Raw genomic sequence first — 26,377 nt, 5'->3', positions numbered from 1 at the left:
TTCATGCATATCTCCTTTTTATTATTTATAAATTGTCTTAAGTTGTGTTAATTCTTGATGCTGATCGTCGAAATATTGAATTGTGATGCCTGACTCATCTTTTGTGATGATTGCATACGTTTTTTCGTTGCCGCCGCGAGGAAGTAAAATACTTCCTGGATTCAAATATAATGTTTCATCGATCATTTCCACTCCAAGCAAGTGAGAGTGGCCAAAAAAAACAAAATCGGCTTCAACTTCTTTTGCTCGATAAGAAATCGGTAGTAATGAAGATTTAATTTGGTGCAAATGTCCATGTACAACTAAAACGATAGCCTTATTAAGCCTTAAAATTAGTTCATTAGGTAACTTAGAATCCATATCGCAATTACCTCGTACTACTGAAAACCCTTCAAGAACAGGATCACTAGCAGAAAGCTCTGAATCTCCACAATGAATCATCGCATCGACCTGGCCTGTATATGTAGCTTTCAAATTTTTTAAAATTGCCCTATTCCCATGGCTATCACTAACAGCAAGTAATTTCACCAAGGTCCTCTCCTTTTAAAATAACTCTTCAATAACAGGTTTTAAATTTCGTAAAGCTGCTGCTCGGTGGCTCATCTTATTTTTCTCATTGGATGACATCTCTGCCATTGACTTACCGGAATCTTCTACATAAAATATTGGATCGTAGCCAAATCCATTTTCCCCTTGTCTCTCGTTTAAAATTATACCTTCACATTTTCCATTAACAACAACCGTTTCCATACTTGGTCCCGAAATAGCCAATGCACAGAAAAACCGTGCGGTCCTCTTTTCTTCTGGAACATCCTTCATTTCAAATAAAACCTTATCAATATTTGCTTCATCATTTTTATCTTCCCCTGCATATCTGGCTGAAAAAATGCCTGGTCTGCCATCTAGTTCATCAATAACCAACCCGGAATCGTCTGCGATGACTATCTTCCCCGTCATATTAGATATGGCTTCAGCTTTAATGATTGCATTCTCGTCGAAAGTATTTCCGGTCTCTTCAACATCTGGAGCATGCTGAAGATCAAGCAAAGTTAATATTTCAAAATCTAAAGTTGAAAATAAAGTTTCAAATTCCTTGGCTTTTCCTCTATTTTTCGTAGCAATGATCACTTGCTTTTTCATTTTACTTGACTCCCTGCTTCACTCTTGATTAAAGCCGCGATATCCCCAAGTGCTAATCGCTGGATATTCATAAGTTCTTTCATGCCTGTTTCAGCAACGGCTAACATTTCCTGGAGCTGGGATGAGGTGAAAGTAGCTTCCTCACCGGTACCTTGTAACTCTACAAATTCACCAGAGCCTGTCATAACTATATTCATATCAACCATTGCCGTACTGTCTTCCGCATAATTCAAGTCCAAAATGACACCTTCATCCGCATGAATTCCCACACTTGTAGCCGCCAGATAATCATGAATAGGCAGTTCTGGAAGTTTTTTCTCTATTTTTAATTTATTCAAGGCTATCGCTACGGCAACAAAAGCCCCTGTAATGGAAGCAGTGCGCGTTCCACCGTCAGCCTGTATGACATCACAATCTACCCAAACGGTCCTTTCACCGATTGCATCAAGATTAACAACAGATCGCAGCGCTCTGCCGATGAGACGTTGTATTTCCATTGTCCGACCTGAAACTTTTCCTTTTGAAGACTCACGAATATTCCTAGTCCCAGTTGCTCGTGGCAGCATTGAATACTCGGCGGTGATCCAGCCTTTACCTTCACCACGCATAAATGGCGGCACTCGTTCCTCAATACTCGCTGTACAAATTACTTTTGTGTCTCCTACCGAAATCAATACAGATCCTTCGGGATGTATAAGATAATCAGTTTCAATTTTTATGTTTCTTAGTTGATTAGAACTACGTCCATCTGTTCGCAAAAGAGTTCCTCCTTTTATTACAAAAAAATACGGCTGATGTATATGATACTTTTGAAAAAAATAACAAAAGAGGTGGCTAATTGGCCAACCTCTACTTTTTATTATATAGTATATCAAATTTTCCCTTTTAAAACCTACCTGTGTTAACTTTTTCTGGTCGTGTCACTGGTTCCGTAAGTGCTTCACCTTGTTCATTCATGATATCACTGCTTCCATTTACCATCACTTTCACACTTTTTATGCCAGTTTGTTCAGTTAGTGAAAGTACAATCGAACTTAAAGTTTCATTCGTAATCGTTTTATTTTCACTATTACCAAGTATTGCCTCATTAAAATTAAGTGTGACAACATCATCTTCAATTTTCGGCTCATCCATAAGCTTTACATTATCTACTAATCCTGTTTCGAGTGCTGATAACATTCCAGGGCCTTCAACAAGCTGATTAATGACAGCAGTCACATCATCTTTTTCTTTATTCGATACTCTGCGGGTGACTGGGACATAATAGAAATCCTCACTGACTTGAGTTAAATAATACACTGTAACTGGTCGTGTGTTTGTAATATCGGCAACATTCGTAAATTCAGTATTAATCCCATCTGCTCGAGATAAACCTTCACTGCTGATTGGTGTACCGTTGGCTGGCATTTCCGTTAAAGGATAGCTATTTACTCGAAGCTCAACTTTATCGACACTGTCAAATTGAGTCAATGTCCACGTAATAGCTTGTAATATTCTTTTCTCATCGTCCGGATTATACGTTGTGAATTCTTCGGAAAAATCAACGGTCGCCTTCCCTTCATGTATATCTAAACCAAATTCAGTTCCAGCTGGGAGGACCGTCCGAAAACCATTAGGTAAAATATCAGCTACTTCACCATCTGCAACTAGATACTCAAGAGCTTGTTTTGCAACACTTTCCGTTTTGGGAAGCGGCAATGATTGTGCGACAACGAACCCATTTTTGTCAATCAAGTAAATATCCCTCATCACTACATCTTCTTTTTCCTCCGTGGCCGTCTCTGCATCAGGAGAAGCATCAAGAGCTTCACCTTCTTTTAATTGCGTTACTTCTTTTGGCGGATCAAGACTTTCTTTCTTTTTTCCGATGAGACCGCAGCCGGATAGAAATATACTTACCGCCATTATTGCAGCTGTTGTTAAGGCTAATTTCGCCCTTATTGACATTGAGTAACCCCTCCTAAGACAGTTTGTACATATATACGAGCTATGTCTCAGGAATAGACCGCTTGGCCAAAAGTTTTATTCGATTAAAAAAAGAAGGTGGGAATATGATCCCACCTTCTTTCCTTCGAATCTATTAGTTTACTACGCGTCGAACATGTCCTTTAAATGCATTTTTCCAATACGTATTACTCAATGAATCTACTGATACACCATGAGAACTATTACTATTTAAAAATGTCCCATTGCCTAAATAGATTCCAACATGTCCATTTGTTTTATACGTATTAAAGAAGATTAAATCTCCCCTTTTCATCTCGGAGACACTGACTTTCTTCCCTTGACCAGCTAACACACTCGTAGAACGTCCAATATTTACACCAGCTGAAGAATATGCCCAGTGAACAAAACCTGAACAGTCAAATCTTCTGTTTTTGACATCTATAGCTCCCCAACCATATGAAGATCTCCCCACCATGGTTGACCCTACTTGAATAGCCATTTCTATAGCTGAAGAATTATGACTGACAACTGGTTTAGAAGGAGTGGTTGGAGCTGCTTTTTCTTCTGTTTTCCCTTTTTCTGGAGCAGCTAATTCTTTTCGCTTCTCTGTTTTCCCATTATTTTTAATAGGTTTATCTGCATCCGATTCAACTGTTTTCACTTCTTGAGCTTCTTCAATTGCTCTTCTTCTTTCCTCAGCCTTCGCTTGCTCTATTAAAATAGCTTTTTGATTTTTTAAGTCTTTTAGTTGCCGGCTTGCTTCATTTCGTTGTTCTTCCATAGACGCCAGCATACTATTCTTATCATTGATTTGATATGTAAGTTGGACTTTTAATTCTTCCACTTCTTTTAATTCACTTTGCACTTTATCAAGTTTTGCTTTCAAATCTGTCTCCGACTTTTCAAGCGCAGCTTTGTCTTCTTCCTGTTCTTCCAAGATGTTTTTATCAGCGGAAAAAATAGTATTTAAAATAAAAGCACGATCGACAAAATCTCTGAAGCTTTCGGCATTTAAGAGGACATCCAAATAACTCGTAGCTCCTCCACTAGTCTGAATGCTGCGGGCACGTTTTTTCAAAAGCTCCAAACGCGCTTCCATTCGCTTCTCTAATTCAGTAATATCTTCTTCTAGTTGTTTAGCTTCTTTTTTCGATTTTGATATATCTTTTTTAGTTGCCGCAATCTTCTCATTTGTTTGTTTTACTTGAGCATCTAATTGATTTAGCGTCTCTTTCATTTCTCTTTCTTGCTGTCCTATGGAATTAATTTCTTGCTGCTTTAGCTGTATCTCTTGATCTATATTTTCATCAGCAAAAACTTTTACATTTGGAAAAGAACTAAATAACAAACCAGTACTAAGCACAACTCCAAAAAAAGGAGCTATAAATCTCTTTTTCACTTATCGTTTCCCCCTGTAATCATTAAATATTTTTCTAGTATTGATAGAATAATTATGTAATATAGTTATTTAGTAAAACTTATAATATCTTATGTCTATATAAATTATAGCAACAATTTTCGTCAATTAGACATTACAATCTTCTACCAATATTGTTTCAGAATGATTACAAAATGTGATATAGTTCCTGTTTTTTCACAAAAGATAAAATTTCACCCTGGGATAAACGCCCTAAACTATTACATTACAATTAGTTAAAAAGACATAAATAGATGTTTTACAAACTTTCATATAAAAAAAGCATCCTCTCTATTTATTGATTCATTTTTGTTTTATTAAAAAACTGTTGAATTGGTATAAATAGACCAACCTTTCCATAATCCTTATGCTTCATCGTGGCAAACACGACACCAATTACTTGACCATCTTCATTAAGAACCGGACTTCCACTATTCCCTTTATATACAGGTGCTTGCATCATCACCACCTCATCATCCCAATCTCTCAGTTGCGTGTAGTCAATAATTGTGCCCTCATTTACAATTCCGCTAAAACGAAGAGGGTTGCCAATAAACCGAACCGGTTCATTTTCATAGATTTCTGGATTTTCTGCAAGCTGTAAGTATGGAAGGTTTTTCCCTTTGATTTTTAATAAAGCAAGGTCAACCTCAGGATATGTATCAACAACATCAGCTATAAACATTCCTTCATCTGGAAATGCGATAGTAACCTGAGCATTTCCATCTATTACATGGTAATTGGTTAGTATACTTCCATCACTGGATATTGAAAAACCAGTCCCTTTACTGTCTGTTGTTGTAATCGTAACGACTGATTTTTTATATAATTGGATATCTTTATCTACCGATAATCTTGCAGAAGTTTTTAAAAATTCGATAGCTGGAATTGAATAAATTTCAAAGAAAAACGAGAAAGAACTAAATAAGAAAATAACTGCAATAAGCCAGAACACCCATTTTGGCATAATGCGTTTTGACTGCGGGTTCTCTCTTTCTTGTAAAGCTTTTTCAAGTGCCTCTCGCTGGGCTTCTTTGACAAGCTTATACATTTCCTCATCATCAAGGTCCTCTGTTAAATCGCTATCAACTTCAGTATGTTTATTTTCTTTAAAATCTTCCATATACTACCACCTCCACGTTTGAGAATTGGCTATAAAAAAACAGCTCAACTAGAGAGCTGTTTTAATATATTTCTTTTTCCTGGTTAGCGAGTTTGGCAAATTCAATTTGTAAGTCTTCTGCATTTAGCCAATCACATGCAATTCGCTTAAAGATTTTTCTTGAACCTGTAGTGAAAAAACAATGATTAGGTTTTTCTGGTGAGGTATTTAAAAGATTTTTATAATCTAATATTGTGCTTACTTCTTGAGCTGTCTCTTCGCCAGAACTAATTACTTTTACATCAGGGCCCATTACATTTTCTATGATTGGACCAAGAAGTGGATAATGTGTACACCCGAGAACGAGTGTATCAATACCGCTTCCCACTAATGGTGTCAAAGTCTCTGCTACAACTCTTTTTGCTACGCTGCTTTGATATTCAAAGCTTTCTACAATTGGGACAAATTTAGGGCAAGCTAGCTGGAGCACTTCTACTCGGTGGTTGATCATTTTCAATTCCCGGGCATACGCTTCACTTTTAATTGTTCCAATTGTTCCAAGAATACCTATTTTATTATTTTCCGTTACCTTTAATGCTGCTCTAGAGCCAGGTGCTATAACACCAACAACAGGAATATCAAGCATTTCTTTTAATTCTTCCAATACAACTGCAGTAGCTGTGTTGCAGGCAATAACGAGCATTTTAATATCACGTTTCATTAAAAACCCTGCCATTTGCAAGGTGAATTTCCTGACTTCATCCACAGGGCGCGGGCCATATGGGCACCGTGCTGTATCCCCTACGTAATAAATAATCTCATTTGGCATTTGCCTCATTATTTCTTTTGCGACGGTTAGGCCGCCTACTCCAGAATCTATAACTCCTATTGCCTGTTCCAAATTTCCCGCCTCTTCTAGTAGTTAGGTTTAATCTTTCCGCATTACTTTGTGTAACCGAGATAAATTGTCTTTTAACGTCAATACTTCATCTGCAGTAAAATCATTTAATACATCTTGCAAATATACTTGGCGTTTTTTAATCACTTCATCAATAATTTTTTCGCCTTTATCTAATAAATGTATTCTTACAACCCTACGATCTTTCGGATCTCTTACACGCATGACTAATTCTTTTTTCTCCATTCTATCAATTAAATCGGTAGTCGTGCTACATGCAAGAAACATTTTATTTGATAAATCTCCAATCGTCATGTCGCCCTCTTCAAAAAGCCATTGAAGAGCAACAAACTGAGGTGGAGTAATAGAAAAGTCTGTTAGTAATTCACGGCCCTTTTGTTTAATGATAGCCGAAATGTAACGGAGATCTTTTTCTAACTCCGCAACAATTTTTTCATTATGCTGCAGGAGCTGTTTTTCATCCATCATTATCAGCAACTCCCTATATCCTTTTATTGCATTGTCTCCTTTTTCCGGCAAAATTTCAACATATTTTGCGAATAAGAGCTCATTATTAGATTAAAAAAGAGGCTGCTCACCATGAACGGCCTCATCTTTTTCAAATATTATTGTAAATCAGCTGCAGCATATACTTTCGCATAAGCTTTACCTGACTTTTCAGCTAAAGTTTTGGCAGATTCCACCAGTGGGTCTTTCGTTAATATTTCTTGTGCAACTGGCCCCTTATATCCTATTTGCTGCAAAGCCTTTAAAAAGCCTGCCAAATCAATGACGCCTTCTCCTGGATATAAACGATCATTATCCAATACATCTTCAACAGGGACGTCTTTGGCATCGTTTAAATGGACATGAGTAATTTGCTCTGGACGTAAAGCGGCCAAATCCTCGAGTGTACCACCAATTGTGTACCAATGGTAACTATCCAATAATAAACCAACATTAGACTCACCGATTGCATCAATCCAGTCAAGCGTATCTTGCATGTCCCATATAAAAGGATTCTTCCAAGTTGTTCTTAAATGATGTGGACCTACAAATTCCAATCCTAGGTTAATACCATACTCTTTTAATATTTGCGCGCATAATCTTAAGCGCTTTGTTGCTAAAGCCATAAAATGCGCAGCATTATAATCCGTCGCGGGAAGAACATATGTACAACATCTTGTGCAGCCAAATTCAGCAGCAATTTTTGCATCCTCTAGTAGATTGCTTAACCCTTCTTTAAACTGAGCATCTGATTGTCTCCATTCTAAAGGCAAGCCGATTGAACCAATCATCACATTATGATCTTTCAAAAACGCTTTCGCATTATCCAATCCTTTTTCTTCTGCAAAATTTCGCAATTCTTGTCCAGATGTATCGACTGAACCAAATCCATTTTTAGAAGCTAAAATAATTAGTTCCTCTAAATTTTTCACTTGCCCTAAACCTGCGGTGCTTAAACCTTTAATCATTGCCAAATTCCTCCTCTATTAATCTACCAATATTATATCAAAATTGAACATAAGACCTGACATGGAAACAATGTCAGGTCGCATATGCTTTAGGATACTACCTTATCATCTTCGCCTAATGGACTGTAACCTGCTGCCTTATAGATCATTTCAGTAAGTTTTACAACTTCTTTCGCAAATTGACCCGGAACTAACACTTCATGTTTGCCAAGTATTGCGTCAATGAAGCTTTTATCCTGATTCGTCGTTTGCTCAGGAAGTTGTGGAGTAATTGGTTCTTCTCCTAAGCGGCGAATCGTGATCTTGCCATTATCGTAAAAGATTCCACCATTATCTCCACAGAATACATATGTCTCGTGCCAACATGGAGCAAAACCAACAATATTTAAACCAGCAACTACACCGTTTTCAAAACGAATTGACGTAAATGAATCCAATTCAACGGGTGACTGATGCTTTTGCATGTTGGTTGAAACTTCTACAGGAGAAAGACCTGTCGTCCAAAGAAGGACGTCAACGATATGACTTCCAGAATCCATTAACATCCCCCCTCCTGAAAGGGCAGGATTTTGCCTCCAGCTGCCGACTGTACCTTGTCCCCATTCTTGATAGAGTGAAGCGGTTACAGATGTCAGGTTACCAATTTCCCCATTTGCGATTAGGTCACGGATAAATAAAAATTCAGGTTGAAAATGTCGCTGATACGATACTTGAAGAACTTTTCCCAATTTTTCAGCAGCCTCTATCAATTGCTCTGCTTCTTTTAGTGAACAAGCCATCGGTTTTTCAATTAACACATGGCAGCCGCTATTCATTGCATCCATCGCTTGTTGAAAATGGAGAGTATGCGGTGAACAAATGACTACTGCATCCAACTCTGAATTCACTAGCATTTCCAAGTGATCCGTAAATTCAATTACCCCATCCAATTTGTGCTCTGAGATAATTCTTTCCCTATTTTGTGGACTCGGATCTGTAATCGAAACAATCATCACTTCATCTAATTCTTTAAGTTGTCTAGCATGCCAATGAGCAATACCACCTGTCCCAATCATTCCAACTCGAATTTTTCCCATTTCATCGCATCCTTTTCAAAAAAAGTTATATAATTATTTTAAAAATTTTATACAAACTGGTTCGGATACTTGTATCGTCTTGATTGGTTCTGTTAGTTGACCAGTTTTATCATCAATACGAAATAAAACAATAGAATCAGAGTTTTGATTTGCAGCAAACAAATACTTTCCATTCGGTGATATCGCAAAATTACGTGGTGTCTTTCCATATGTTGATGAATATCCAATTCGTGTTAAAGAACCGTTTTGTTGATTGATTTGGAAAATAGTGATACTATCCTTCCCTCTATTAGAAGCATACAAAAACTTCCCATTCGGATGTATATGTATATCGGCGCCACTATCTTCTTGCAAGTTATTTTCTATTAAAGTTGGAACGGTCTGTTGCGTCGTTAATGTTCCATCTTTTTCAACTGAAAAGACACAAATTGTACAATCAAGTTCATTGATAACATATGCATATGGAAGGAAGGAATGAAAAACAATATGCCTTGGGCCTGCACCTGGATGTACGTTTATTTCCCTATATGCAACAAATGTACGTTTAACTTGATCCAATTTGTATATAAACACTTTATCCAACCCGAGATCTGGTACATAAGCGAACGTATTAGACGAATCCAATATTATTGAATGAGGATGTGACCCTTCCTGTCGATCAGGACGGATACTATTTCCTTTATGTTGAACGATATCATCTAAAGATTTTATATGACCAGCCTTATCGATAGAGAAGCGACAAATGTTTCCTCCACTGTAATTAACTACGTATACATTTTCCCCACCATTTTCCACACTTAAGTGACATGGTGCACCACCGTTCGTAAGCTGTGCACTTAAATAAGATAACGTCCCAGTTTCTTCATCTATTTTATATGAAAAAACCTGGCCGCCTTCTTTTCCATCTGTCATAGCTGTTTCACTAACAGCAAATAAGTGGTTATTCGTTTCGTCAATACTAATAAAAGAGGGATTTTCGATTTCACAGACACTGTCTATATGGGTTATGGATCCATCACTTTCATTAAATGTAAATATATTAATTCCATTTGGGCTTTTATTTGTGTAGGAACCAACATAGACGAACAATTTTTTTCACCCCCATGATAACTTTTTAAAACAAGTAACACTTACTAATTCGATTTATACAGGAAAAGTCCTCTTTTTAGTGAAAGAAATTCACCTTTCAATGTGAATTTCTTTATTTAATATAGCTCGGACCTCTTCCCAAGTAGGAAGACCTTCCCAATCCCCCTCACTTTGAATGACAAGAGCACCTACCATATTAGCTAAACGGATGGATTCTTGGTGGCTGAATCCTTTTAACAATCCAGCTACAAATCCAGCACAAAAGCCGTCTCCCGCTCCAACTGAGTCTATGACTTTCTCAACAGGCATATAAGGGAAGGATGTCACTTCTCCATTTTCAACTAAAAGCGTTTCATCATTTCCTCCCTTTACAACTGAAACTGCTTTTAATTCCTTTAGCTTTGAAAAAATTTCTTCTGAATCATTGATTTCATATAGTTGTTTAAGTTCGTCTAATCCCGGTAAAAAATAATCTGCCTCATTAGCTAATGGTAATAGAACTTCCCTTGCTTCTTCGATTGTCCAAAGCTTTAGTCTAAGATTTGGGTCAAAACATATTTTCACCCCGTGTTTCCTTGCTATTCGGACTGCATCGTATACTGCATTTCGGGCAGATTGGCTTATAGCGCATGTAATACCTGTAATATGTAATATTTTTGCATTCTTAATATAGTCTTCATCTAAATGCTCAGGGCTTAGCTTGCTTGCTGCCGATCCTCTTCTATAATAATAGACCGAAGTTTTCCCCGCGACATTTTCTCGCAGCATAAAGCCAGTCGGGGCCTCATCAGTTAAAACAACTCTCGAAACATCTACTCCTTCCCCTCTTACTCCTTTCAAAATATTTCTTCCAAAAGGATCCTTTCCTAGGCGGCTAAACCAGCCTGCTTCTTGTCCAAGTCGAGTAACAGCAATCGCGAAATTACTCTCTGCTCCTCCAAATGATTTGACAAATTCACTATTGTATTCTATTCCTTTCGTATTCACGGGAGTCATCAAAACCATAGATTCTCCAAATGTAACGACTTCAGGAAATCGCTTGTCCATATTTTTCACCTCTGAATAAGTCATTTATTAAATCTCTTTCCACCAAGCTTTTGCTCTTCTTAAACTTTCTTTTACATCTTCTGTAGGGTCATAATGGTGTGGTTCATGTTCGATTGTAATAGTTCCCTCATAATTGATTTCTTTTAATACAGAAAGAACATCTTTAATATTAACAATTCCATCGCCGAGCGTACATGATTCATGTGCACCAGCCGCTTTAATGTCTTTAAGATGTACATGGACTAGATAGTCCTTCAATTCTCGAAATGCTTTTACGTTATCGTACCCATGCGTGCCAAAAAAGCCTGTATCAACTGCCGCGCCAATCCACGGAGAGAATGGCTCTACCTTGTCTATTACTTCTTGAGGTGTTTTTTCAGGGTGATTTTCTAATCCCACACGGATTCCATATTTTTCTGCTAACGGCATAACGACTGGACCGTTATCCGGATGAAATCCTTGGGCTAAAACAGGTGTACCAATGGCTTTTGAAGTTGCAAAAATTTTCGCGGCTTCCTCTGTTGTAATTCCTGGGGAAGCAAAGCCTGCCGTGTAGGAAGCTACAGTCATATCATATTGTTTTAATATATGTAAGGCTTGTTCAATCATTTCAGGAGTAGCGTAAAGTGGATCTAGATGAGCCACCCATAATTCGATTGCATCAAACCCCATCTCCTTGGCCATCGAGATAATTTCTTCAAATTTTGACGAAAATTGTGGTCCATGAAACGCCTCAAATGTTGCTTGATGGCATTTACCCCAGTCATCGCTATTTTGATAATTTAATTCCTTTGCTACAAAATTTGCAGTCATAAATGCCCATTTCATATTATTTTCCTCCGACCTTAATAATAGACTCTCTACATTCACCGAGTTACATAGTACAAGGTTTTCTTGTTCTATTTTTTGATTTCTCCTCCATATTTAATAGGGGGATGGGATGTTTACTTTTTTATAGGCAAATTGCCCATTCTACAAACAGCATGAGAGCCAGTCACCGATGATTTCCGTTCCAGGCGGACTCTTTCAGGGGGCGTGCGATGAGCCTCCTCAGTCGCTTCGCGCCCTGCGGGGTCTCACCTTATGCTTATCCCCTAGGAGTCGCCGCCTTCCACTCCATTCAACTAAGATATTCTTTCGCTCATTGGAATCAAGTCGGCATCAGTCTACTAAGATGTGGTACATACTTACATCCGCTACTGTGATGTGTCAGCACATTGGCGCTTGGTATGCTCCTCAATAAGAAGTACTGTTCCTCCTTAAAGGTCATAGTCCATCTTCAATGACAAAATATTTTTAAAGGATTTTATCCAAGGGTTTATGGCTTTCAAAACAAAATCTGTTGAAGGTTGACTGTAGCAAAAGTACGAGACTCCTAGTCGGATAAAGACGGACACGTCCTGTAGCTTACGCCGATACTAGGACGTCCTGTCCGTCGCGTTGGATCGGCGAGACCCCACAGGCGTTTACGCCGAGGAGACTCATGGAAATGCGTAAGCGCCTTGACGAGCCCCGACAATCATAAGACAAATTACGCAGTGGGCGGCCTTTTAGCTACGTAGTAATATGACTTATGACCTCGAGAGGCTAGGCGCTGCTGCTAGACAAACCGCCAGCCCCGCGGAAAGCGAGCTACTGTAGCGAAAATCAACCAATAACTATCTTGGTAAGCAACAATGGATACAAATGAACCTTAAAAAAATAAAGATATGATGCTTTTTTGGCATGTCTTTCAGCATATTTTCTCCTCGTAATTCAGAGATTCTATTATAAATTTTTGACGATACCCTTTATATGATCGATTGATTGTCTTGAATAATCATCGAATACACTTGATTCACCACGATGTTCTGACACTATATAAGGATTCGATACAGATGGCAGAAATTCCATACTTACGTAACCAGAATAATTCATATTCTTTAAAAACGACATAATTGGTTCAAAATCAGTTTGTCCTAAACCAGCAGCTTCCCTAGTATTATCAGCAATATGTACATGAACGAGATGCTCTAATATGTTTGTTAAAGCTTCACTCATATTCCGTTCTTCTAAATTCATATGAAAGAAATCGGCCATAATTTTCACATTTTCTGACGCCACCTCTTCAATAAATCGTTTTGCGGTATGCAGATTCGTAACTAAATAAGTTTCATAACGATTAATGGCTTCTATTGCAAGAGTAATATTATGTTGATTGGCGTAATCACCCAATTCTCGAACACTAGCTATCGCATAGTTCCATTCTTCATTTGTTTCGGCCTTCAATTTACCAACATATGTAGGAACAACAATAACAATTCGAGCACCTAATGCTTTTGCCATGTCTATGCATTTTTTAACATAATCGATTGCATTGTTTCTAATTTCTTCGTTCGAAGAGGAAAGATCTCTATCCTCATTGTAAATACCGCATATGGAACTGCACTCCATACCATATTTCTTTAAAAGCTCCTTTGTTTCGTGCACATTTATTAAATCCGGTTCCCCTGCTAACTCCACTCCCTGATATTCATATTTTTTTAATCTTTTAAGACTTTTTTCCAATCTTTCATTACCGAAAATCCATTGGGTTAAGCTGTAATTGAACATTTAGTGAACTCCTTAAAAATAATTACGTGCCTATTTTCTAAAACTCCTATTTATTTCATTTAAAAAAGGAAGGCGGAATTAATCCGCCGCTAATACCTTATCTATAACGCTATTCCAATGAAATCTTCTTTTTTAAATCCTCTCTTTCTATCACTGAATCATGTCGTATATAGTGGCACACATAAGAGCGGCGCCATCTGTCGCTAGTCCGGTTTTTCCCAGAAGAGTGAATGAGTAAATTATGAAAGAACACAATATCCCCTTTTTCCATGATGACAGGGATTTGTTTTGATAAATCCGCCCCTTCTGTTTCATCTGTCCAAGATTCATGCTCACTCGTATCTTTTACTTTACCATGAGGTAGAAGTCCGTCTTTATGACTGCCTGGAATTACCCATAAACATCCATTTTCTTCATCTACATCCTCCATAGCAATCCAGGCTGCTGTTAAAGTATTTGGCTCATTATTGATATAATAATAATCTTGGTGAGCCGCCTGGCCAGGTGAGCCTGGAGACTTATAGAAATACATACTTTGTACTCCTACTGCTTCATCGCCGAGTAGTTGTGCTAATGTCCCACGTACAATAGGAAGCTTCATCAGCTGCAAAGAAAATCCATCGTGAAGATGTGGATTAAAGAGGCGCAGAGAAAAACGATCTTTCTCAGATAAAATTTTTCCAATATGAGGATTTGCCCAGTCCTCTATCTTTTCAGCAGAACGAATAGTGTAAATATAGGAGTTGTAAGCATCAACTAAATCTTGGCTACAACCATTTTTTAGAACTAAATAACCATTTCTCTCGTATTGAGAAACTTGATCTTCAGTAAGTGGAGCTAGACGATTTTCTTTTACAGGTGCTTGCATAAAAAAACCTCCTCTTATTTCAAATTTATTGATGAAATAAATGTGTGCATCTTACTAATCTATATTTCTTACATCTATCCTTTTTCCAACTTTTGCCCACGGTATCTTTCTTTCACTTGGCAATTTCCACTGTTTATAACATTCGATCAATGTATCGCTTAATCCTTCTACCCAAATCACATCCCTATCTTTATCTAATTTGATAAGGTTTTCTGGAAATAATGCAATTTTTGAGACTGATTCATGCATTGCTGCGATTGCTTGTACATGTGGTGTCGCTGCCTCTGGTCCACAATGAATATCTTGACTGCCGTTTACTATTGCCTCAATACAAATGATTAATTTATGCAAATGATCCTTTTCCGGGTCAGGATAAACTTTTTCTGTTCCGTCTTTAAATCGTGCTACCACTTGATTGCCATTCTCACCTTCTGATCTATAAACGTTCGCTTGCTCAAATTCATAGTAAAATTGCGGTCCAAATGAATCTTTAACAGCGTGTGTGGCATAATAAAGAATCTCCACGTCATCTTCTGTTGTCACTTTCACTGCACAAGTATCAAAGCTTTCAATTGGATTAGCTCGATACAATTCCGACGTTACATCTTTTAATCTAGCACTTTCATCTGATGTTGGACCCAATAAATAAAACATATGATGGAGATAATGTGCGGTTGCATTGTTTGCGACACTGTCCAAAATAGGAGCACCATCATCACTATACAATCGTCCCGCCCAATTATTCCGATTGTAGTAGGCAGCGTCGCGCGGCCAATTTACTATCGTTTTAAGTCGCTTAGGTTTTCCAAAAGTCCCCTCCAATATATCCTGTTTCATGTTTTGAACAGATGGACTAAAAGACCAGTTAAACCCTATTGCCACAAATTTCCCAGTATGATTTCTCGTTTCTATTAACTTTTTGGCCTCTTCTATTGATGCACACATTGGTTTTTCACATAGTATGTTACTGCCATTAAGAAGTGCGTAACAAGCTTGTGTTGCATGCAGATGGATAGGAGTTGAAAAGACGGCAAGATCTGCTTTATTATTAGCGTAAAATTCTTCTATCATTGAAAAGATAGGAATGTTCAATTGTTTTATTCTTCCATAATTCCTACTTCTTTCAGGATTAGGATCCACGATTCCCACAATACTGGCATTTAGTTCCACTCCGTCAGCTAGAAACTTGTCAATGTACATATTTCCGTAACCACCGATTCCAACAAGTACAACTTTTACATCATTTTTCATTATTGCTTTTCCACCTCATCAAAATAATTAAGCAAACATTTATGATCAATATTACTTGCGCTCGAATAAAAGAAATTTTCCCCATTTGGTAACTTTAATGTCAGCGGGATATGTTTGGGACCATCAATCTTAATTTTAAATTCATCACCGGCTACCTCCCAATTTATATAAACTAGGCCGTGTGGAGTGGCTGCCGATCCTTTTGCATATGAAAGATTCCCAAGCTGAGGTTGAACCAAAATTCTCCCATATCCAGGTAAATCTGGCTGCACTCCTAGTATTTCAGATGTAAATTCATATAATGGCGCTGCACCCCATGCATGACAATCACTTCTTTCGCCAACGGGATCCTCGACCCAAGTGGTCAAATTTAGCTTTAGCATATTACGCCAAGTATCCCATTGATCAAAGGATTGAAGATACAGTCCCGTTTTAGATAATGCCCGAAAAAGGAAAAATGCCATAGCATAAGAAACTTTGGAAAGTGTATGATCTTTGAGTACTTTTTCCATTACTTCCTTTGCTTTTTCCCCTTCAACTACACCTAAGAGAACACTCCAAATTTGGACATGTTGGCTATATTCTTCAACATTTGGACCATCACGAAATAGCCCCTCTTTTTCGGACCAACAATAAGAAAGAATAGCCTTCTTTAGCTTTTCGGCTCGTTCTCGATATTCCTTTGCAACATCAGGGCGTCCTGTCCATTCATTTAATTCTGCCCCTCTCAGTAAAGCAACCGCATACATTAAATTATAAATAGTCAATGGCCCTTTCGAGACCGCCCCTGGAATTCCATTATGCCACTCTGCTACCCAATCAACAAAATTCCAATATGAACTAGTAAGATTATCAACAAGTCCATCAGTTCCTATCTTTCTATCGAACCAATCCAAGACAGCATCAACCGTTGGCCGGTAACGTTTCACTAAATCAACGTCCCCAAAATACTGATAATGGTCATGCACCATAAGAATCCAGTAAATAGAAAAGCCTGGAATGACCTGGGGCAAAACGGATGGATATCTGCTTTGTAACATGCCCGAAGGCAATAGTGAACTATGGTAATCGAATATCGCTTTACGTGCTAAACGATCATCACCGCTTATAGAATATGTAAATAAAATTTGCAGCCTCGTATCCATTGCATATTGTAATTGCTCATAGTACGGACAATCTTCATATGTTTCATGCATACAACGTTTTAATGTTCGAACACTTACATCCCATAAAGGCGTCATCGTGGCGTCAGAACTTTGAAAATTAGTCTTTACTTCTAAAGGATATCCTGTTTCCCGATATGTAAAAGAATGGATCGTAATTGGTTCATCACTAACTTCGATTTTCAGTCTCACAAAACGAAAAGTTCTCCACCAAAATGGCTCATAAACCTCTAGTGTCTCCGGCGTTCCGTATCCTCCTACGATATATATATCAGAATCGCCTAACAACTTGCTTCCTTCTGATATTTCATCCCTTATCCCTTTTATTCGTCTCCCGGTTTTTGGATCTTCTTTTTCGTAACATTCAGAAGGCAAAATACTAATTTTTGCACCTTTTCCTCCTGAAACCTTAATATTCAAGTAACCAGTTGTCAGCTCGCCCGCATCAAGTTCAACAATAAATTGAGTTCCTTGTGCAATAGTTTTAGTGAAAATGTTTCTTGAAGAAATATCATCTTCCTGAATACGCATGATTTTTGTAAATAATTTTTCCTCTTCATATAAAAAAGGAATCGTTCGTCGCGTTAATTGCCAGGGTGTCAGCAGCCCATGATCTAGTTGGGGTTCAAGAAACGGAACTGCCTCTTTCCAATGATCGTCACTGTATTCAACTAATTCCCATCCATGAGGAAGTTTAGCTCCCTCTACTCTTTCTACTCCACCTAGCCATATAGATGAAATCCATGATTCAGCTTCATAATGAATTGCATGATCTACGAAACATTTCCATTTATTATTTGTATCAAGCGTTTCGGCTATATTTCCACTAGCAGTTTGTAAACTCCCCTCCAAAAGGAAACCGCCTTTTGGTGAATGCCAAATTGATTCCGGACTCGGCTCTGAACTATGAGAGGAATAATGAACGACTTTAGCTGCCAATACATTTTTCCCTAGTTTTAAGTATGGTGAAAGATTAACAGTTTCATAATAATGAGTGCGACTATCCCCTTTTAGAGGCCCAACACAAATGGACTGACCGTTAAGAAATAGACGATATCTGCTGTCAGCACTTACATTAACGACTAATTGACAATTCTTATCCTCTACATGAAACGTTCTTCTAAAATAAACAATTTCATGAACATCAATGGATATATTTTTTGACCAAATCCACTTCGCCAGCCATTTCTTATTTTCTTCCATTTTATACTCTCCCTATTTCATTAAGTAAGAATGATAAAGCATCTTTTTTTGAATACAAATTCATCGCTGATTGCATTTCTTTTCTTTTATCAAAAACCAGTTCTAAATTGGCCATTAATGCTTTTGAAGTAAGCAGTTCTTCTTCTAATGTTACGGAAAAACCTTTTTCCGCAAACAATTTTGCATTTAATATTTGATCGCCTCTACTTTGTTGTAAGGTTAACGGTATGATGATCATTGGTATTTTTAGTGCGAGAAACTCAAAAATAGAGTTTGAACCTCCACGTGTAACCACAATAGTCGTCGCAGCCAAAATATCCGCGAGTTCATCATGTATGTATTCAAATTGCTTATATCCCCGGATGTTATACATATCGTGATCAATATTATTTTTACCGCAAATATGCACCACTTGATATTTCTTTGTCAGTTGCTTGATTACATCGCGAACCGTTTCATTAATTTTTTTTGCACCTAAGCTACCACCCATAATCGTCAAGATCGGGAGATTGCTATTAAAATTAAGATATTCCGTTCCTTTCTTAGCATTTCCTTGAAAAATTTCCCCTCTAATAGGTGATCCAATATATGTTGTTTTATTTTCAGGAAAATATTTTACCGTTTCTTCAAAAGAAGTAAAAATCCTAGTTGCAAATTTTTTCGAAATTTTATTCGCAAGTCCCGGTGTTAAATCACTTTCATGAATAAATATAGGAATTTTTAATAGTCTAGCTGCCACGATAACAGGGACAGAAACAAATCCACCTTTTGAGAAAACAATATGCGGCTTTATCTTTTGCAAGATTTTCTTTGCTTCTAAACATCCTTTAAGCACTCTAAATACATCAATGACATTTTCAAAATTTATATATCTTCTCAACTTTCCACTACTAATAGCATAATAGGGTATATGTATTTTTTCGACTAAGTCCTTTTCAATCCCTTTTTTTGATCCTATATAAAAAATATCCCATTCCTCTTTATGTAATTCCCGAATAATAGCGATATTGGGTGTTACATGTCCAGCTGATCCCCCGCCAGTAAAGACAATTCTCTTTTTTTTCATAAAGCCTCCTGAAAATTACGACGATTTCAACATTATTATATGGTATTTATGTCGTTAGTTGCTAATAATTAAAATATTAATTTTGACTTTAAAAAGGAATTTTAAAAAAATAGTAGAATAATGATAGTAAGTTGATTATTTGATTTTTCATTAAGGAGTGGTCTTTATGTCATATTTATCATTAAGCACTTGGAGCTTGCATCGGAATCTCGGTCCCTTGAACTGGACTATCTGGGACGAAGATCAAAATAAACATTCCATTCGAGCTGAGCCTCAACCTGAAACGATTACTCTTCTTGAGTTGCCAGCAATTCTCTCATCAAAAGGGTATAGGGCAATTGAAATATGCCATTTCAATTTTCCTTCTACTGATTCAGATTACTTAAAAAAACTGAAATCAGCTTGCGAGGAAGCGAATATCATGTTTAATACTTTATTATTAGATTATGGAGATATTACAACTGATGATGAAATCCGAAGACATGCTGATATTAGTTTAATAAAAAATTGGATTGACATAGCGAGTGAATGCGGAGCAAAACAAATTCGGATTATAGCGGGTGATGCTTCCCCAGAAAATGAGGCAGCATTAGTACGTTCATCAGAAGTTTTAAACGATCTTATAAAATACGCTAATAATCTAGGAGTGCGAATTATTACTGAAAATTTTCATTCGCTCACTGCGACCGCGGACAATTGTATTCGATTAGTTAATAATTGTAATGAAGAATTGGGCCTTATCGCTGATTTTGGCAACTTTAAAGGTGAAAATAAATATGAGGAGATAGAAAAGATACTACCTTTTAGCCAATCTGTTCACGCAAAGCCAGATATGGATTCAGATGGTATTCCTGATGAAGAGGAATTCCGTAGATGTTTAGATCAGTTAGTTGCAGCCAACTACAATGGACCGATTAATTTAATATATGACGGTCCTGGAGATATGTGGGAAGGAATTGAGAGAGTTAGAAAAGTAGTAGATTCCTATTTATAAAAACAACGGTCTCATCGATTGGATGAGACCGTTATTTGGCTAATTAATTTCCAGCCATTTTTGCTTTGTTATCTTGCCATTTTTGAGTCTTGAACTCAAGTAATTTATCATAACCTACAGTTTGAGCATCTTTTTCTGCTTGGTCAAGAATTTTTAGAACTTCATCTTCACTCTTCGCATGAAGTGCTTTTGCTCTTGCTTCATCATAAATTTCATTCACACGTTGTTCAGCCATTCCCTCTTCAGATTCTGGAAGTGGAGATAGATTTTGGAATTCCGTTGAATTCAATTGAGTCTTCCAAGTAATGCTCATTTGATATTTAGTTGCCCAGTTTTGTTGATCTTCTGGCAATGTCATTTCATAAGCTGTTTTTGATTTATCAAGAAAAACAGTGTTACCTACCCATTGAAGACTATTCGTAACGTTCATCAATTTATCACGATTTTCAACATCAGTAGTGTATTTTTCTGTAAATACTGGTGCTTCATCTACGCCTTCAACTGCATGAGTTCCATCCCAATACAGACCTTCTGGACCCCAGAATATAGTGCTTTGCCCTTTTGGACCAACCATCCAATCATAGAAAGCGAAGATAGCTTCTGGGTTTTTAGCTGCTTTTGTAATAACATTTACGTTCCAGCCAAGCTGGCTCCATGTTCCTGGAGTGATTTTTTCTTTGTCCAAACCGTCTTTATGGATTGGCCAGATCATTTTAAGCCCTGCATCTGGATCTTCAGCTTTTAATTGAGTATCTGCCAAGTTTGCAGATTCAGTAGGAGAGCTTTCTGCAAATACTGCGAATCTACCAGAAACAATTTTTTCTTTCGATTGTTCAGCTGTTTGAGTCAATGTATCTTGTGAAATTAATCTTTCACTATAAAGCTTATTCATATAAACCATTGCTTCTCTGAATACAGGATCTGTAAAGATAGAAGACAATTTATCGCCATTTGGTACAAAGTGATTGCTCATGAACATATTTGGATGTTCTTCTCCAAATGCAGAATATAGAACGTCAAGTCCGCCACCTTGTCCAGCTTCAAAAGGTACTACATCTGGATATTTTTCTTTAACTTGTTTCAAATAAGCATAAAGATCATCAGTTGTTTCTAGTTTTGGTGAACCTAATTCTTTATAAATTTTTTCATTTACGACATACCCAGAGTTACCATTTGGTTGCATTGTATACCAGTTAGGAATTGCGTAAATATGTCCATCTTCTGCGCGAAGCATGTTAAGAGTTGACTCGCCAACCCATTCCTTGATGTGTGGATATTTTTCAATATATTCATCAAGTGGAACGAGCATATCCGCTTCACGAAGTCTGTCTAAGTCTGCATTACGATCTAACCACATTACATCTGGCAGGTCGTTACCAACGATCATTGTGTTGAATTTTTGTGCAGCATTACCACCAGAACTGATTGCTTTTACATTAACTTTCATGTTTTCTTTAACCCATTTTGATGCTTCATCTTCGCCCCAACTTGGCATTGTATACCAGTCATAGTGGCCATACATTGTATATTCTAGCTCGTCCTCACCAAGAACAAAGCCTTCGCCTTTACTGCCGGAATCTTTAGTTCCACCTTTATCTCCACTGGCACTGTCCTTGCCACAGCCGGACAAAACACCAAATGCCATAAGTAGAGCAACTAAAGATAAAGATAAAACCTTCATCTTGTTTCTCATTTCTTTTTCCCCCTTAAACAATTTATATATATATATTTAAAGCTTGCGCCTTAAACCAAGTTAATTACCCTTTCAAAGAACCAACCAATACCCCTTTAACGAAATACTTTTGAACGAATGGGTATACACAGATGATTGGGATCGTTGCGACCATCATTGTCGCCATCGATAGGGATTTTGTTGAAACTGATTTTAATTTTTGCATATGCGCGGCAGCTGTTGAATCAGCCTGCGCCATTTGCTCCGTCATAATGTTAGAGCTAAGGATTTGCTGCAGCATCGTTTGGATAGGCAATAGTTTTTGATCTGAGATATAGATGCTCGGAGAAAACCAGTCATTCCAATGATAAACAGCTGTAAATAACGATAAGGTTGCGATAACTGGGCCCGATAGCGGCAGGATGATTCGGAAAAACGTTCCCCAATATCCACATCCATCCACTCTCGCGGATTCTTCCAGTCCTGCTGGCAAGCCTTGGAAGAAGGTACGGAAAATGATCATATTCCATACACTTACTAAGCCTGGAATGATCATAACCCAAAATGTATTGAATAATCCTAATCCTCTAATCAATAAGAAGGTAGGAATCAAACCACCACTGAAAAACATCGTGATGACACAGAAAATCATGTAGTAGTCACGGCCAATTAGTTCTTTTCTCGACATCCCATACGCAAAAATAGCTGTAAACATAACGGCTGTCGCCGTTCCGATAATGGTACGAAGAATAGAGATAAAAAATCCGTTTAGGATACGAGAATCCTGGAAGACGATTTCATAATTGTCTAGAGAGAATTCCCTTGGCCAAAAGGTGACTCCGCCTTTCATCGTATCGATTCCGCTGTTAAACGAGATAACTAATGCGTTCCAGAATGGATAAAAGGTGACAAAAGCTAATATTGTAAGCATGATGTAAATGGTAATCGACATGACTCGATCGCCTGTTGTCATTTTTAACATATGGAATCCTCCTTTTCCCCTTTTTTTACCACAAGCTAGATCCTGCTCTTCTTGACAAGAAGTTTGCCAATGTGAGCAAGCCTACACTGATGATGGCTTTAAATAAACCTACAGCAGTTGCATAAGAAAATAGTGAGTGCTGAATACCTCGTCGGTATACGTACGTATCCAAGACATCCGCTACATCCCTCACAACAGGGTTAGAGCCTAAAAGGAGAATATCCTCAAAACCAGCATTCAATAAGTTTCCAATCGCTAAAATCATGAAAATAAGGATGACTGGCAAGATGGAAGGAATCGTAATCAAATACATTTGTTTGAATCGATTTGCACCGTCAAGTGCAGCCGCTTCATAAAGCTGAGTATCAACACCTGCAATAGCGGCCAAATATACAATAGAACCAAAACCAATTTCTTTCCATACATTCGTCGTAACTAAAATCGTCCAAAAATATTGCGGGATGCTTAGGAAACTAATTGGTTCATCAATAGCTCCAATCTTTTCCATAGCAATGTTTAAGCTTCCGTTATCTGTGGATAATAGTGACATGACGAATCCTGACACAATAACCCAAGATATGAAGTGAGGTAAATAACTCACGGTTTGCACAATGCGTTTAAAAAACATATTCCTTATTTCATTCAGCATTAAAGCTAAAATGATCGGTGCCGGAAATCCAATAAAGAATTTCAGAAAACTAATGACAAGCGTATTTCTCATTACTTGTGTAAATTCAGGGGCGTTAAAAAACATATTAAAATGTTTAAAACCAGCCCAAGGACTTTCCGCGATCCCCTTAAAAATGTTGTAATCCTTGAACGCCATAACGATTCCGTACATCGGAATATAGCTAAAGATAAAAATGAAGATTACGGCAGGAATAACCATTAATTGGAGTTCCCACTGATGTGCTAGTCTAAAGAAAATTGATTTCTTTTTTGGCACGATTACGATATCTTTATTTGCAACTGCCTTTTCCATATGCCCCCCCTGTTTCCCTTTGTATTTATTAAAATGGTGAGCTATAAGTTTTAATATATTTTTTCACTGGAAATTTTTATTATCTTATCCATATGATTCATGCTGCACCAATTTATCCCTTATTAAGCGTTATCAAGACTACTGAAATTGGAAGGAGAGAGATAAACCCTCTCCTTGAAAAAATTACTTAGCTAAATATGGCAATTTTTCTTTCAAGTAATTAATGCTAATTTCTATACTTTCTAATGGTGTTTTTCGACTTGCATCTTGCTCTACGATCCACCATTGAACGTTGGCTTCGTCCCCGATATTTAATACTGCTTCAATATCGACTCCACCTGTACCAAGTTCTGCAAAAAACTTTTCATCATCAGTGGTCATATCTTTTAAATGAACTAGTGGTGTTCTATTAGGATATTTCTTTATCCATTCAACCGGATTTTCGCCGGCTCTTGTTAGCCAATATATATCAAATTCTGTTTTTAAATTTTCTGGACTTACATCATCAAAAATACTTTCAAGGGCAGTTCTGCCATCTGATAAACGATCAAGTTCAAAATCATGGTTATGATAGCAAAGCGTTATACCTTCTTGACGGCATTCTTCACCAGCTTTTTCTAAAAACGCAATAAGTTTCTTATAATCTTCTTCACTTCTTTGATCTGGCATCAGGAAAGGGCATACAATATAGCTACTGCCGAGTACTTTTTGTTCTTCGATTACTTTTGCTAAATCGCTTTCTAATGCGTCAAGTGAAACGTGGCTTGATGCGGCTTTAAGACCATATTCATCAAGTAATGCTTTTACTTCTTGCACTTCCAGGCCACCATACCCAGCAAATTCAACACCATCGAAGCCAAGCTCAGCAACTTTTTTTAAAGTACCAGCAAAATCTTGAGCACTTTCTTCACGCAAAGTGTACATTTGAATTGCTACTGGAATCGTTGTCATTTTACATCCCCATTTCGTTTGTTTGTAAAAATGCAGATTTTCTATTCCTGTAAGTCTAGGAATATTAAAAGAAGATTTACTATTTTAAAATACTTATAAACGATAGATATGTAAACTGTATCTCTCCTTTTGTTAATATCTGCATTGATATAGAGTTGAAAAAATTGTCTATTAAACGTTTTCATTTTCCCTACGTTTATTTAAGTTAATCGTTTCAACTGATGTAATTGTATCTCATTTTTTTCTATCTTTCAACACATTTTTGCAGTTTGTTGTCTTTTTTATCAAAATCATTAAGATATACATAGAATTATACAGATATTTCGACATGAATCAACAATTAAAAAATATTTTTTTAAACGATTAACTTTTTTCTTATATTATAGTAAAATAGTGAAAGACATGAAAGCGGTGTCATTCTTGGAGGTGAATTCATGGTAAGTATGAAGGATATTGCTAAAAAAGCGGGGGTCTCAATCGCAACGGTTTCTTACGCATTAAATGCTAGTCCTAAAATACCAGAATCTACACGAAAAAGGATCCTGGAGATTGCAAATGAATTAAATTATGTCCCGAATGCAGCAGCACGATCATTAAAAAAGCAAGAAACGAAAATTATAGGCATCTTTTTTATTCTTGATTATAGCGGTAGTTTTTTTGGGCCAATTTTACAAGGCATCTATGAAACACTTGCAGAAACTGATTATGAGGTAATTGTATGCTACGGTGAAAATTCACATCGCTTTTTGCCGGAACAGGTTATAGATGGTGCTATTATACTAGATGCTGGTTTTTCTAGTGAAGAATTGATAAAGAATGCCAATACGGGACATAAAATAGTCGTCATGGATAGAAAAATAGATCATCCAAATATCAATCAAATTTTACTTGATAATCAAGGTGGAGCTAAATTGGCTATTGACCATTTACTTGCTAAAGGACACAAAAAGATCTATATAGTAAAAGGTCATGCTGATGCTTATGATGCTAATGAACGCCTATTAGCTGTAAGAAAGGCAATTAAACACTATAAAGATATTGAATATGAAGAAATTGAAGGATTTTTTGATAAACAGTCTGGGGAAATCGCTGCGAAAAAAATAATTCAGGAATACAGTGGACCAGCTGCTGTTTTTTGTTTAAATGACATGATGGCTATAGGAATGTATGATTATCTCTCAAATACGAATTATCGTGTAGGTAAACATATTCATATTATAGGGTTTGATCATACCGAGCTATCTCAATATGTTACTCCAAAATTAGCTACGATAGATTATTCCAAGCGTAAATGGGGAGCATTAGCCGCTAGTAATTTATTAAAATTGCTTTCTAATCAAGAAGTTTCAAATGATATAATTCAAGTTTCACTTATTAAAGGCGAATCGGTTCAAAATGCAAAAAATGAAGTATTCACTTAAAAAGATGGACAAGGGAAGTGTTCTAGACCTTGTCCATCTTT

The 26,377-nt window shown here is 37.1% G+C and carries 24 protein-coding genes; 2 read left to right on the top strand and 22 right to left on the bottom strand.

The genetic code is table 11. From position 1 onward, the window contains the following. Positions 1-21: 21 nt before the first annotated feature. The 18 genes from KHA96_RS01410 to KHA96_RS01325 form a co-directional block, all read right to left on the bottom strand. Positions 22-528, bottom strand: coding sequence for a metallophosphoesterase (locus KHA96_RS01410; RefSeq protein ID WP_213127515.1), 507 nt, complete (start codon positions 526-528; stop codon positions 22-24). Between the two features lie 15 nt (positions 529-543). Next, positions 544-1,140 carry an XTP/dITP diphosphatase gene (locus KHA96_RS01405; RefSeq protein ID WP_213127514.1) on the bottom strand — a complete coding sequence of 199 codons (597 nt, stop codon included), beginning with the start codon at positions 1,138-1,140 and terminating at the stop codon, positions 544-546. Continuing rightward, on the bottom strand, positions 1,137-1,898 hold the full coding sequence (gene rph / locus KHA96_RS01400; RefSeq protein ID WP_213127513.1) for a ribonuclease PH: 762 nt from the start codon (positions 1,896-1,898) through the stop codon (positions 1,137-1,139). The genes KHA96_RS01405 and rph overlap by 4 nt, the downstream gene beginning before the upstream one ends. A gap of 127 nt (positions 1,899-2,025) precedes the next feature. Beyond that, positions 2,026-3,087 (bottom strand): GerMN domain-containing protein, encoded by a 1,062-nt coding sequence (locus KHA96_RS01395; protein ID WP_213127512.1) that lies wholly within the window; start codon positions 3,085-3,087, stop codon positions 2,026-2,028. A 133-nt stretch (positions 3,088-3,220) separates the two neighbouring features. Beyond that, complete coding sequence (locus KHA96_RS23325; RefSeq protein ID WP_213127511.1) at positions 3,221-4,486, bottom strand: coiled-coil domain-containing protein; 1,266 nt, start codon at positions 4,484-4,486, stop codon at positions 3,221-3,223. A gap of 313 nt (positions 4,487-4,799) precedes the next feature. Continuing rightward, a complete protein-coding gene (locus KHA96_RS01385) occupies positions 4,800-5,627 on the bottom strand; it encodes a S1C family serine protease (RefSeq protein WP_213127510.1) in 828 nt (275 codons plus the stop codon). Positions 5,628-5,688: 61 nt separating this feature from the next. Further along, positions 5,689-6,507: a glutamate racemase gene (racE, locus tag KHA96_RS01380; protein ID WP_213127509.1), complete on the bottom strand. Its 819-nt coding sequence runs from the start codon at positions 6,505-6,507 to the stop codon at positions 5,689-5,691. Between the two features lie 27 nt (positions 6,508-6,534). Further along, the gene (locus tag KHA96_RS01375) at positions 6,535-6,990 is read right to left on the bottom strand and encodes a MarR family winged helix-turn-helix transcriptional regulator (protein ID WP_481748215.1); all 456 of its coding nucleotides are present in this window, start codon (positions 6,988-6,990) and stop codon (positions 6,535-6,537) included. A 140-nt stretch (positions 6,991-7,130) separates the two neighbouring features. After that, entirely contained in the window at positions 7,131-7,979 is an 849-nt protein-coding gene (locus KHA96_RS01370) for a sugar phosphate isomerase/epimerase family protein (RefSeq protein WP_213127507.1), read from the bottom strand. An 89-nt stretch (positions 7,980-8,068) separates the two neighbouring features. Further along, entirely contained in the window at positions 8,069-9,055 is a 987-nt protein-coding gene (locus KHA96_RS01365) for a Gfo/Idh/MocA family protein (protein WP_213127506.1), read from the bottom strand. 33 nt (positions 9,056-9,088) lie between these two features. After that, the gene (locus KHA96_RS01360; RefSeq protein ID WP_213127505.1) at positions 9,089-10,144 is read right to left on the bottom strand and encodes a lactonase family protein; all 1,056 of its coding nucleotides are present in this window, start codon (positions 10,142-10,144) and stop codon (positions 9,089-9,091) included. Between the two features lie 90 nt (positions 10,145-10,234). After that, positions 10,235-11,215, bottom strand: coding sequence for a sugar kinase (locus KHA96_RS01355; RefSeq protein WP_213127504.1), 981 nt, complete (start codon positions 11,213-11,215; stop codon positions 10,235-10,237). A gap of 3 nt (positions 11,216-11,218) precedes the next feature. After that, entirely contained in the window at positions 11,219-12,019 is an 801-nt protein-coding gene (locus KHA96_RS01350) for a sugar phosphate isomerase/epimerase family protein (RefSeq protein WP_213127503.1), read from the bottom strand. A 939-nt stretch (positions 12,020-12,958) separates the two neighbouring features. Further along, positions 12,959-13,783 carry a sugar phosphate isomerase/epimerase family protein gene (locus KHA96_RS01345; RefSeq protein WP_213127502.1) on the bottom strand — a complete coding sequence of 275 codons (825 nt, stop codon included), beginning with the start codon at positions 13,781-13,783 and terminating at the stop codon, positions 12,959-12,961. A 109-nt stretch (positions 13,784-13,892) separates the two neighbouring features. After that, positions 13,893-14,651: a phytanoyl-CoA dioxygenase family protein gene (locus KHA96_RS01340; RefSeq protein WP_213127501.1), complete on the bottom strand. Its 759-nt coding sequence runs from the start codon at positions 14,649-14,651 to the stop codon at positions 13,893-13,895. A 54-nt stretch (positions 14,652-14,705) separates the two neighbouring features. Beyond that, complete coding sequence (locus KHA96_RS01335; RefSeq protein ID WP_213127500.1) at positions 14,706-15,902, bottom strand: Gfo/Idh/MocA family protein; 1,197 nt, start codon at positions 15,900-15,902, stop codon at positions 14,706-14,708. Continuing rightward, positions 15,902-18,268 (bottom strand): alpha-L-rhamnosidase-related protein, encoded by a 2,367-nt coding sequence (locus tag KHA96_RS01330; protein ID WP_213127499.1) that lies wholly within the window; start codon positions 18,266-18,268, stop codon positions 15,902-15,904. The genes KHA96_RS01335 and KHA96_RS01330 overlap by 1 nt, the downstream gene beginning before the upstream one ends. A gap of 1 nt (position 18,269) precedes the next feature. Further along, the gene (locus KHA96_RS01325; RefSeq protein ID WP_213127498.1) at positions 18,270-19,334 is read right to left on the bottom strand and encodes an undecaprenyldiphospho-muramoylpentapeptide beta-N-acetylglucosaminyltransferase; all 1,065 of its coding nucleotides are present in this window, start codon (positions 19,332-19,334) and stop codon (positions 18,270-18,272) included. Positions 19,335-19,500: 166 nt separating this feature from the next. On the opposite strand from KHA96_RS01325, the gene KHA96_RS01320 reads away from it, so the two are divergent. Next, entirely contained in the window at positions 19,501-20,328 is an 828-nt protein-coding gene (locus KHA96_RS01320; protein ID WP_213127497.1) for a sugar phosphate isomerase/epimerase family protein, read from the top strand. Between the two features lie 43 nt (positions 20,329-20,371). Here KHA96_RS01320 and KHA96_RS01315 read toward each other — a convergent pair whose 3' ends face one another. The 4 genes from KHA96_RS01315 to KHA96_RS01300 all read right to left on the bottom strand — a co-directional run bounded on the left by KHA96_RS01315 (position 20,372) and on the right by KHA96_RS01300 (position 24,915). Continuing rightward, the gene (locus KHA96_RS01315; protein WP_213127496.1) at positions 20,372-22,021 is read right to left on the bottom strand and encodes an extracellular solute-binding protein; all 1,650 of its coding nucleotides are present in this window, start codon (positions 22,019-22,021) and stop codon (positions 20,372-20,374) included. Positions 22,022-22,085: 64 nt separating this feature from the next. Further along, on the bottom strand, positions 22,086-22,982 hold the full coding sequence (locus KHA96_RS01310; protein ID WP_213127495.1) for a carbohydrate ABC transporter permease: 897 nt from the start codon (positions 22,980-22,982) through the stop codon (positions 22,086-22,088). A gap of 25 nt (positions 22,983-23,007) precedes the next feature. Continuing rightward, positions 23,008-23,871: an ABC transporter permease gene (locus KHA96_RS01305; RefSeq protein WP_249315329.1), complete on the bottom strand. Its 864-nt coding sequence runs from the start codon at positions 23,869-23,871 to the stop codon at positions 23,008-23,010. 276 nt (positions 23,872-24,147) lie between these two features. Further along, positions 24,148-24,915 carry a sugar phosphate isomerase/epimerase family protein gene (locus tag KHA96_RS01300; RefSeq protein WP_213127493.1) on the bottom strand — a complete coding sequence of 256 codons (768 nt, stop codon included), beginning with the start codon at positions 24,913-24,915 and terminating at the stop codon, positions 24,148-24,150. Between the two features lie 434 nt (positions 24,916-25,349). On the opposite strand from KHA96_RS01300, the gene KHA96_RS01295 reads away from it, so the two are divergent. Next, positions 25,350-26,336 (top strand): LacI family DNA-binding transcriptional regulator, encoded by a 987-nt coding sequence (locus KHA96_RS01295; RefSeq protein WP_213127492.1) that lies wholly within the window; start codon positions 25,350-25,352, stop codon positions 26,334-26,336. Positions 26,337-26,377 lie beyond the last annotated feature (41 nt).

Origin of the sequence: Bacillus sp. FJAT-49711 (genome assembly GCF_018343715.1) — a bacterium.
Classification (GTDB): domain Bacteria; phylum Bacillota; class Bacilli; order Bacillales; family Bacillaceae_C; genus Lederbergia.
The sequence above is the reverse complement of the archived record's forward strand: the minus strand, read 5'-3'. Positions and strand labels throughout refer to the sequence as shown.

What these genes read in the sequence shown, in the direction of transcription:
- KHA96_RS01405 (WP_213127514.1), bottom strand. Translation starts at nt 1,140, where the DNA reads ATGAAAAAGCAAGTGATCATTGCTACGAAAAATAGAGGAAAAGCCAAG.
- KHA96_RS01395 (WP_213127512.1), bottom strand. Translation starts at nt 3,087, where the DNA reads ATGTCAATAAGGGCGAAATTAGCCTTAACAACAGCTGCAATAATGGCG.
- KHA96_RS01385 (WP_213127510.1), bottom strand. Translation starts at nt 5,627, where the DNA reads ATGGAAGATTTTAAAGAAAATAAACATACTGAAGTTGATAGCGATTTA.
- KHA96_RS01375 (WP_481748215.1), bottom strand. Translation starts at nt 6,990, where the DNA reads ATGGATGAAAAACAGCTCCTGCAGCATAATGAAAAAATTGTTGCGGAG.
- KHA96_RS01370 (WP_213127507.1), bottom strand. Translation starts at nt 7,979, where the DNA reads ATGATTAAAGGTTTAAGCACCGCAGGTTTAGGGCAAGTGAAAAATTTA.
- KHA96_RS01365 (WP_213127506.1), bottom strand. Translation starts at nt 9,055, where the DNA reads ATGGGAAAAATTCGAGTTGGAATGATTGGGACAGGTGGTATTGCTCAT.
- KHA96_RS01355 (WP_213127504.1), bottom strand. Translation starts at nt 11,215, where the DNA reads ATGACTTATTCAGAGGTGAAAAATATGGACAAGCGATTTCCTGAAGTC.
- KHA96_RS01350 (WP_213127503.1), bottom strand. Translation starts at nt 12,019, where the DNA reads ATGAAATGGGCATTTATGACTGCAAATTTTGTAGCAAAGGAATTAAAT.
- KHA96_RS01345 (WP_213127502.1), bottom strand. Translation starts at nt 13,783, where the DNA reads ATGTTCAATTACAGCTTAACCCAATGGATTTTCGGTAATGAAAGATTG.
- KHA96_RS01340 (WP_213127501.1), bottom strand. Translation starts at nt 14,651, where the DNA reads ATGCAAGCACCTGTAAAAGAAAATCGTCTAGCTCCACTTACTGAAGAT.
- KHA96_RS01335 (WP_213127500.1), bottom strand. Translation starts at nt 15,902, where the DNA reads ATGAAAAATGATGTAAAAGTTGTACTTGTTGGAATCGGTGGTTACGGA.
- KHA96_RS01330 (WP_213127499.1), bottom strand. Translation starts at nt 18,268, where the DNA reads ATGGAAGAAAATAAGAAATGGCTGGCGAAGTGGATTTGGTCAAAAAAT.
- KHA96_RS01325 (WP_213127498.1), bottom strand. Translation starts at nt 19,334, where the DNA reads ATGAAAAAAAAGAGAATTGTCTTTACTGGCGGGGGATCAGCTGGACAT.
- KHA96_RS01320 (WP_213127497.1), top strand. Translation starts at nt 19,501, where the DNA reads ATGTCATATTTATCATTAAGCACTTGGAGCTTGCATCGGAATCTCGGT.
- KHA96_RS01315 (WP_213127496.1), bottom strand. Translation starts at nt 22,021, where the DNA reads ATGAGAAACAAGATGAAGGTTTTATCTTTATCTTTAGTTGCTCTACTT.
- KHA96_RS01310 (WP_213127495.1), bottom strand. Translation starts at nt 22,982, where the DNA reads ATGTTAAAAATGACAACAGGCGATCGAGTCATGTCGATTACCATTTAC.
- KHA96_RS01305 (WP_249315329.1), bottom strand. Translation starts at nt 23,871, where the DNA reads ATGGTTATTCCTGCCGTAATCTTCATTTTTATCTTTAGCTATATTCCG.
- KHA96_RS01300 (WP_213127493.1), bottom strand. Translation starts at nt 24,915, where the DNA reads ATGACAACGATTCCAGTAGCAATTCAAATGTACACTTTGCGTGAAGAA.
- KHA96_RS01295 (WP_213127492.1), top strand. Translation starts at nt 25,350, where the DNA reads ATGGTAAGTATGAAGGATATTGCTAAAAAAGCGGGGGTCTCAATCGCA.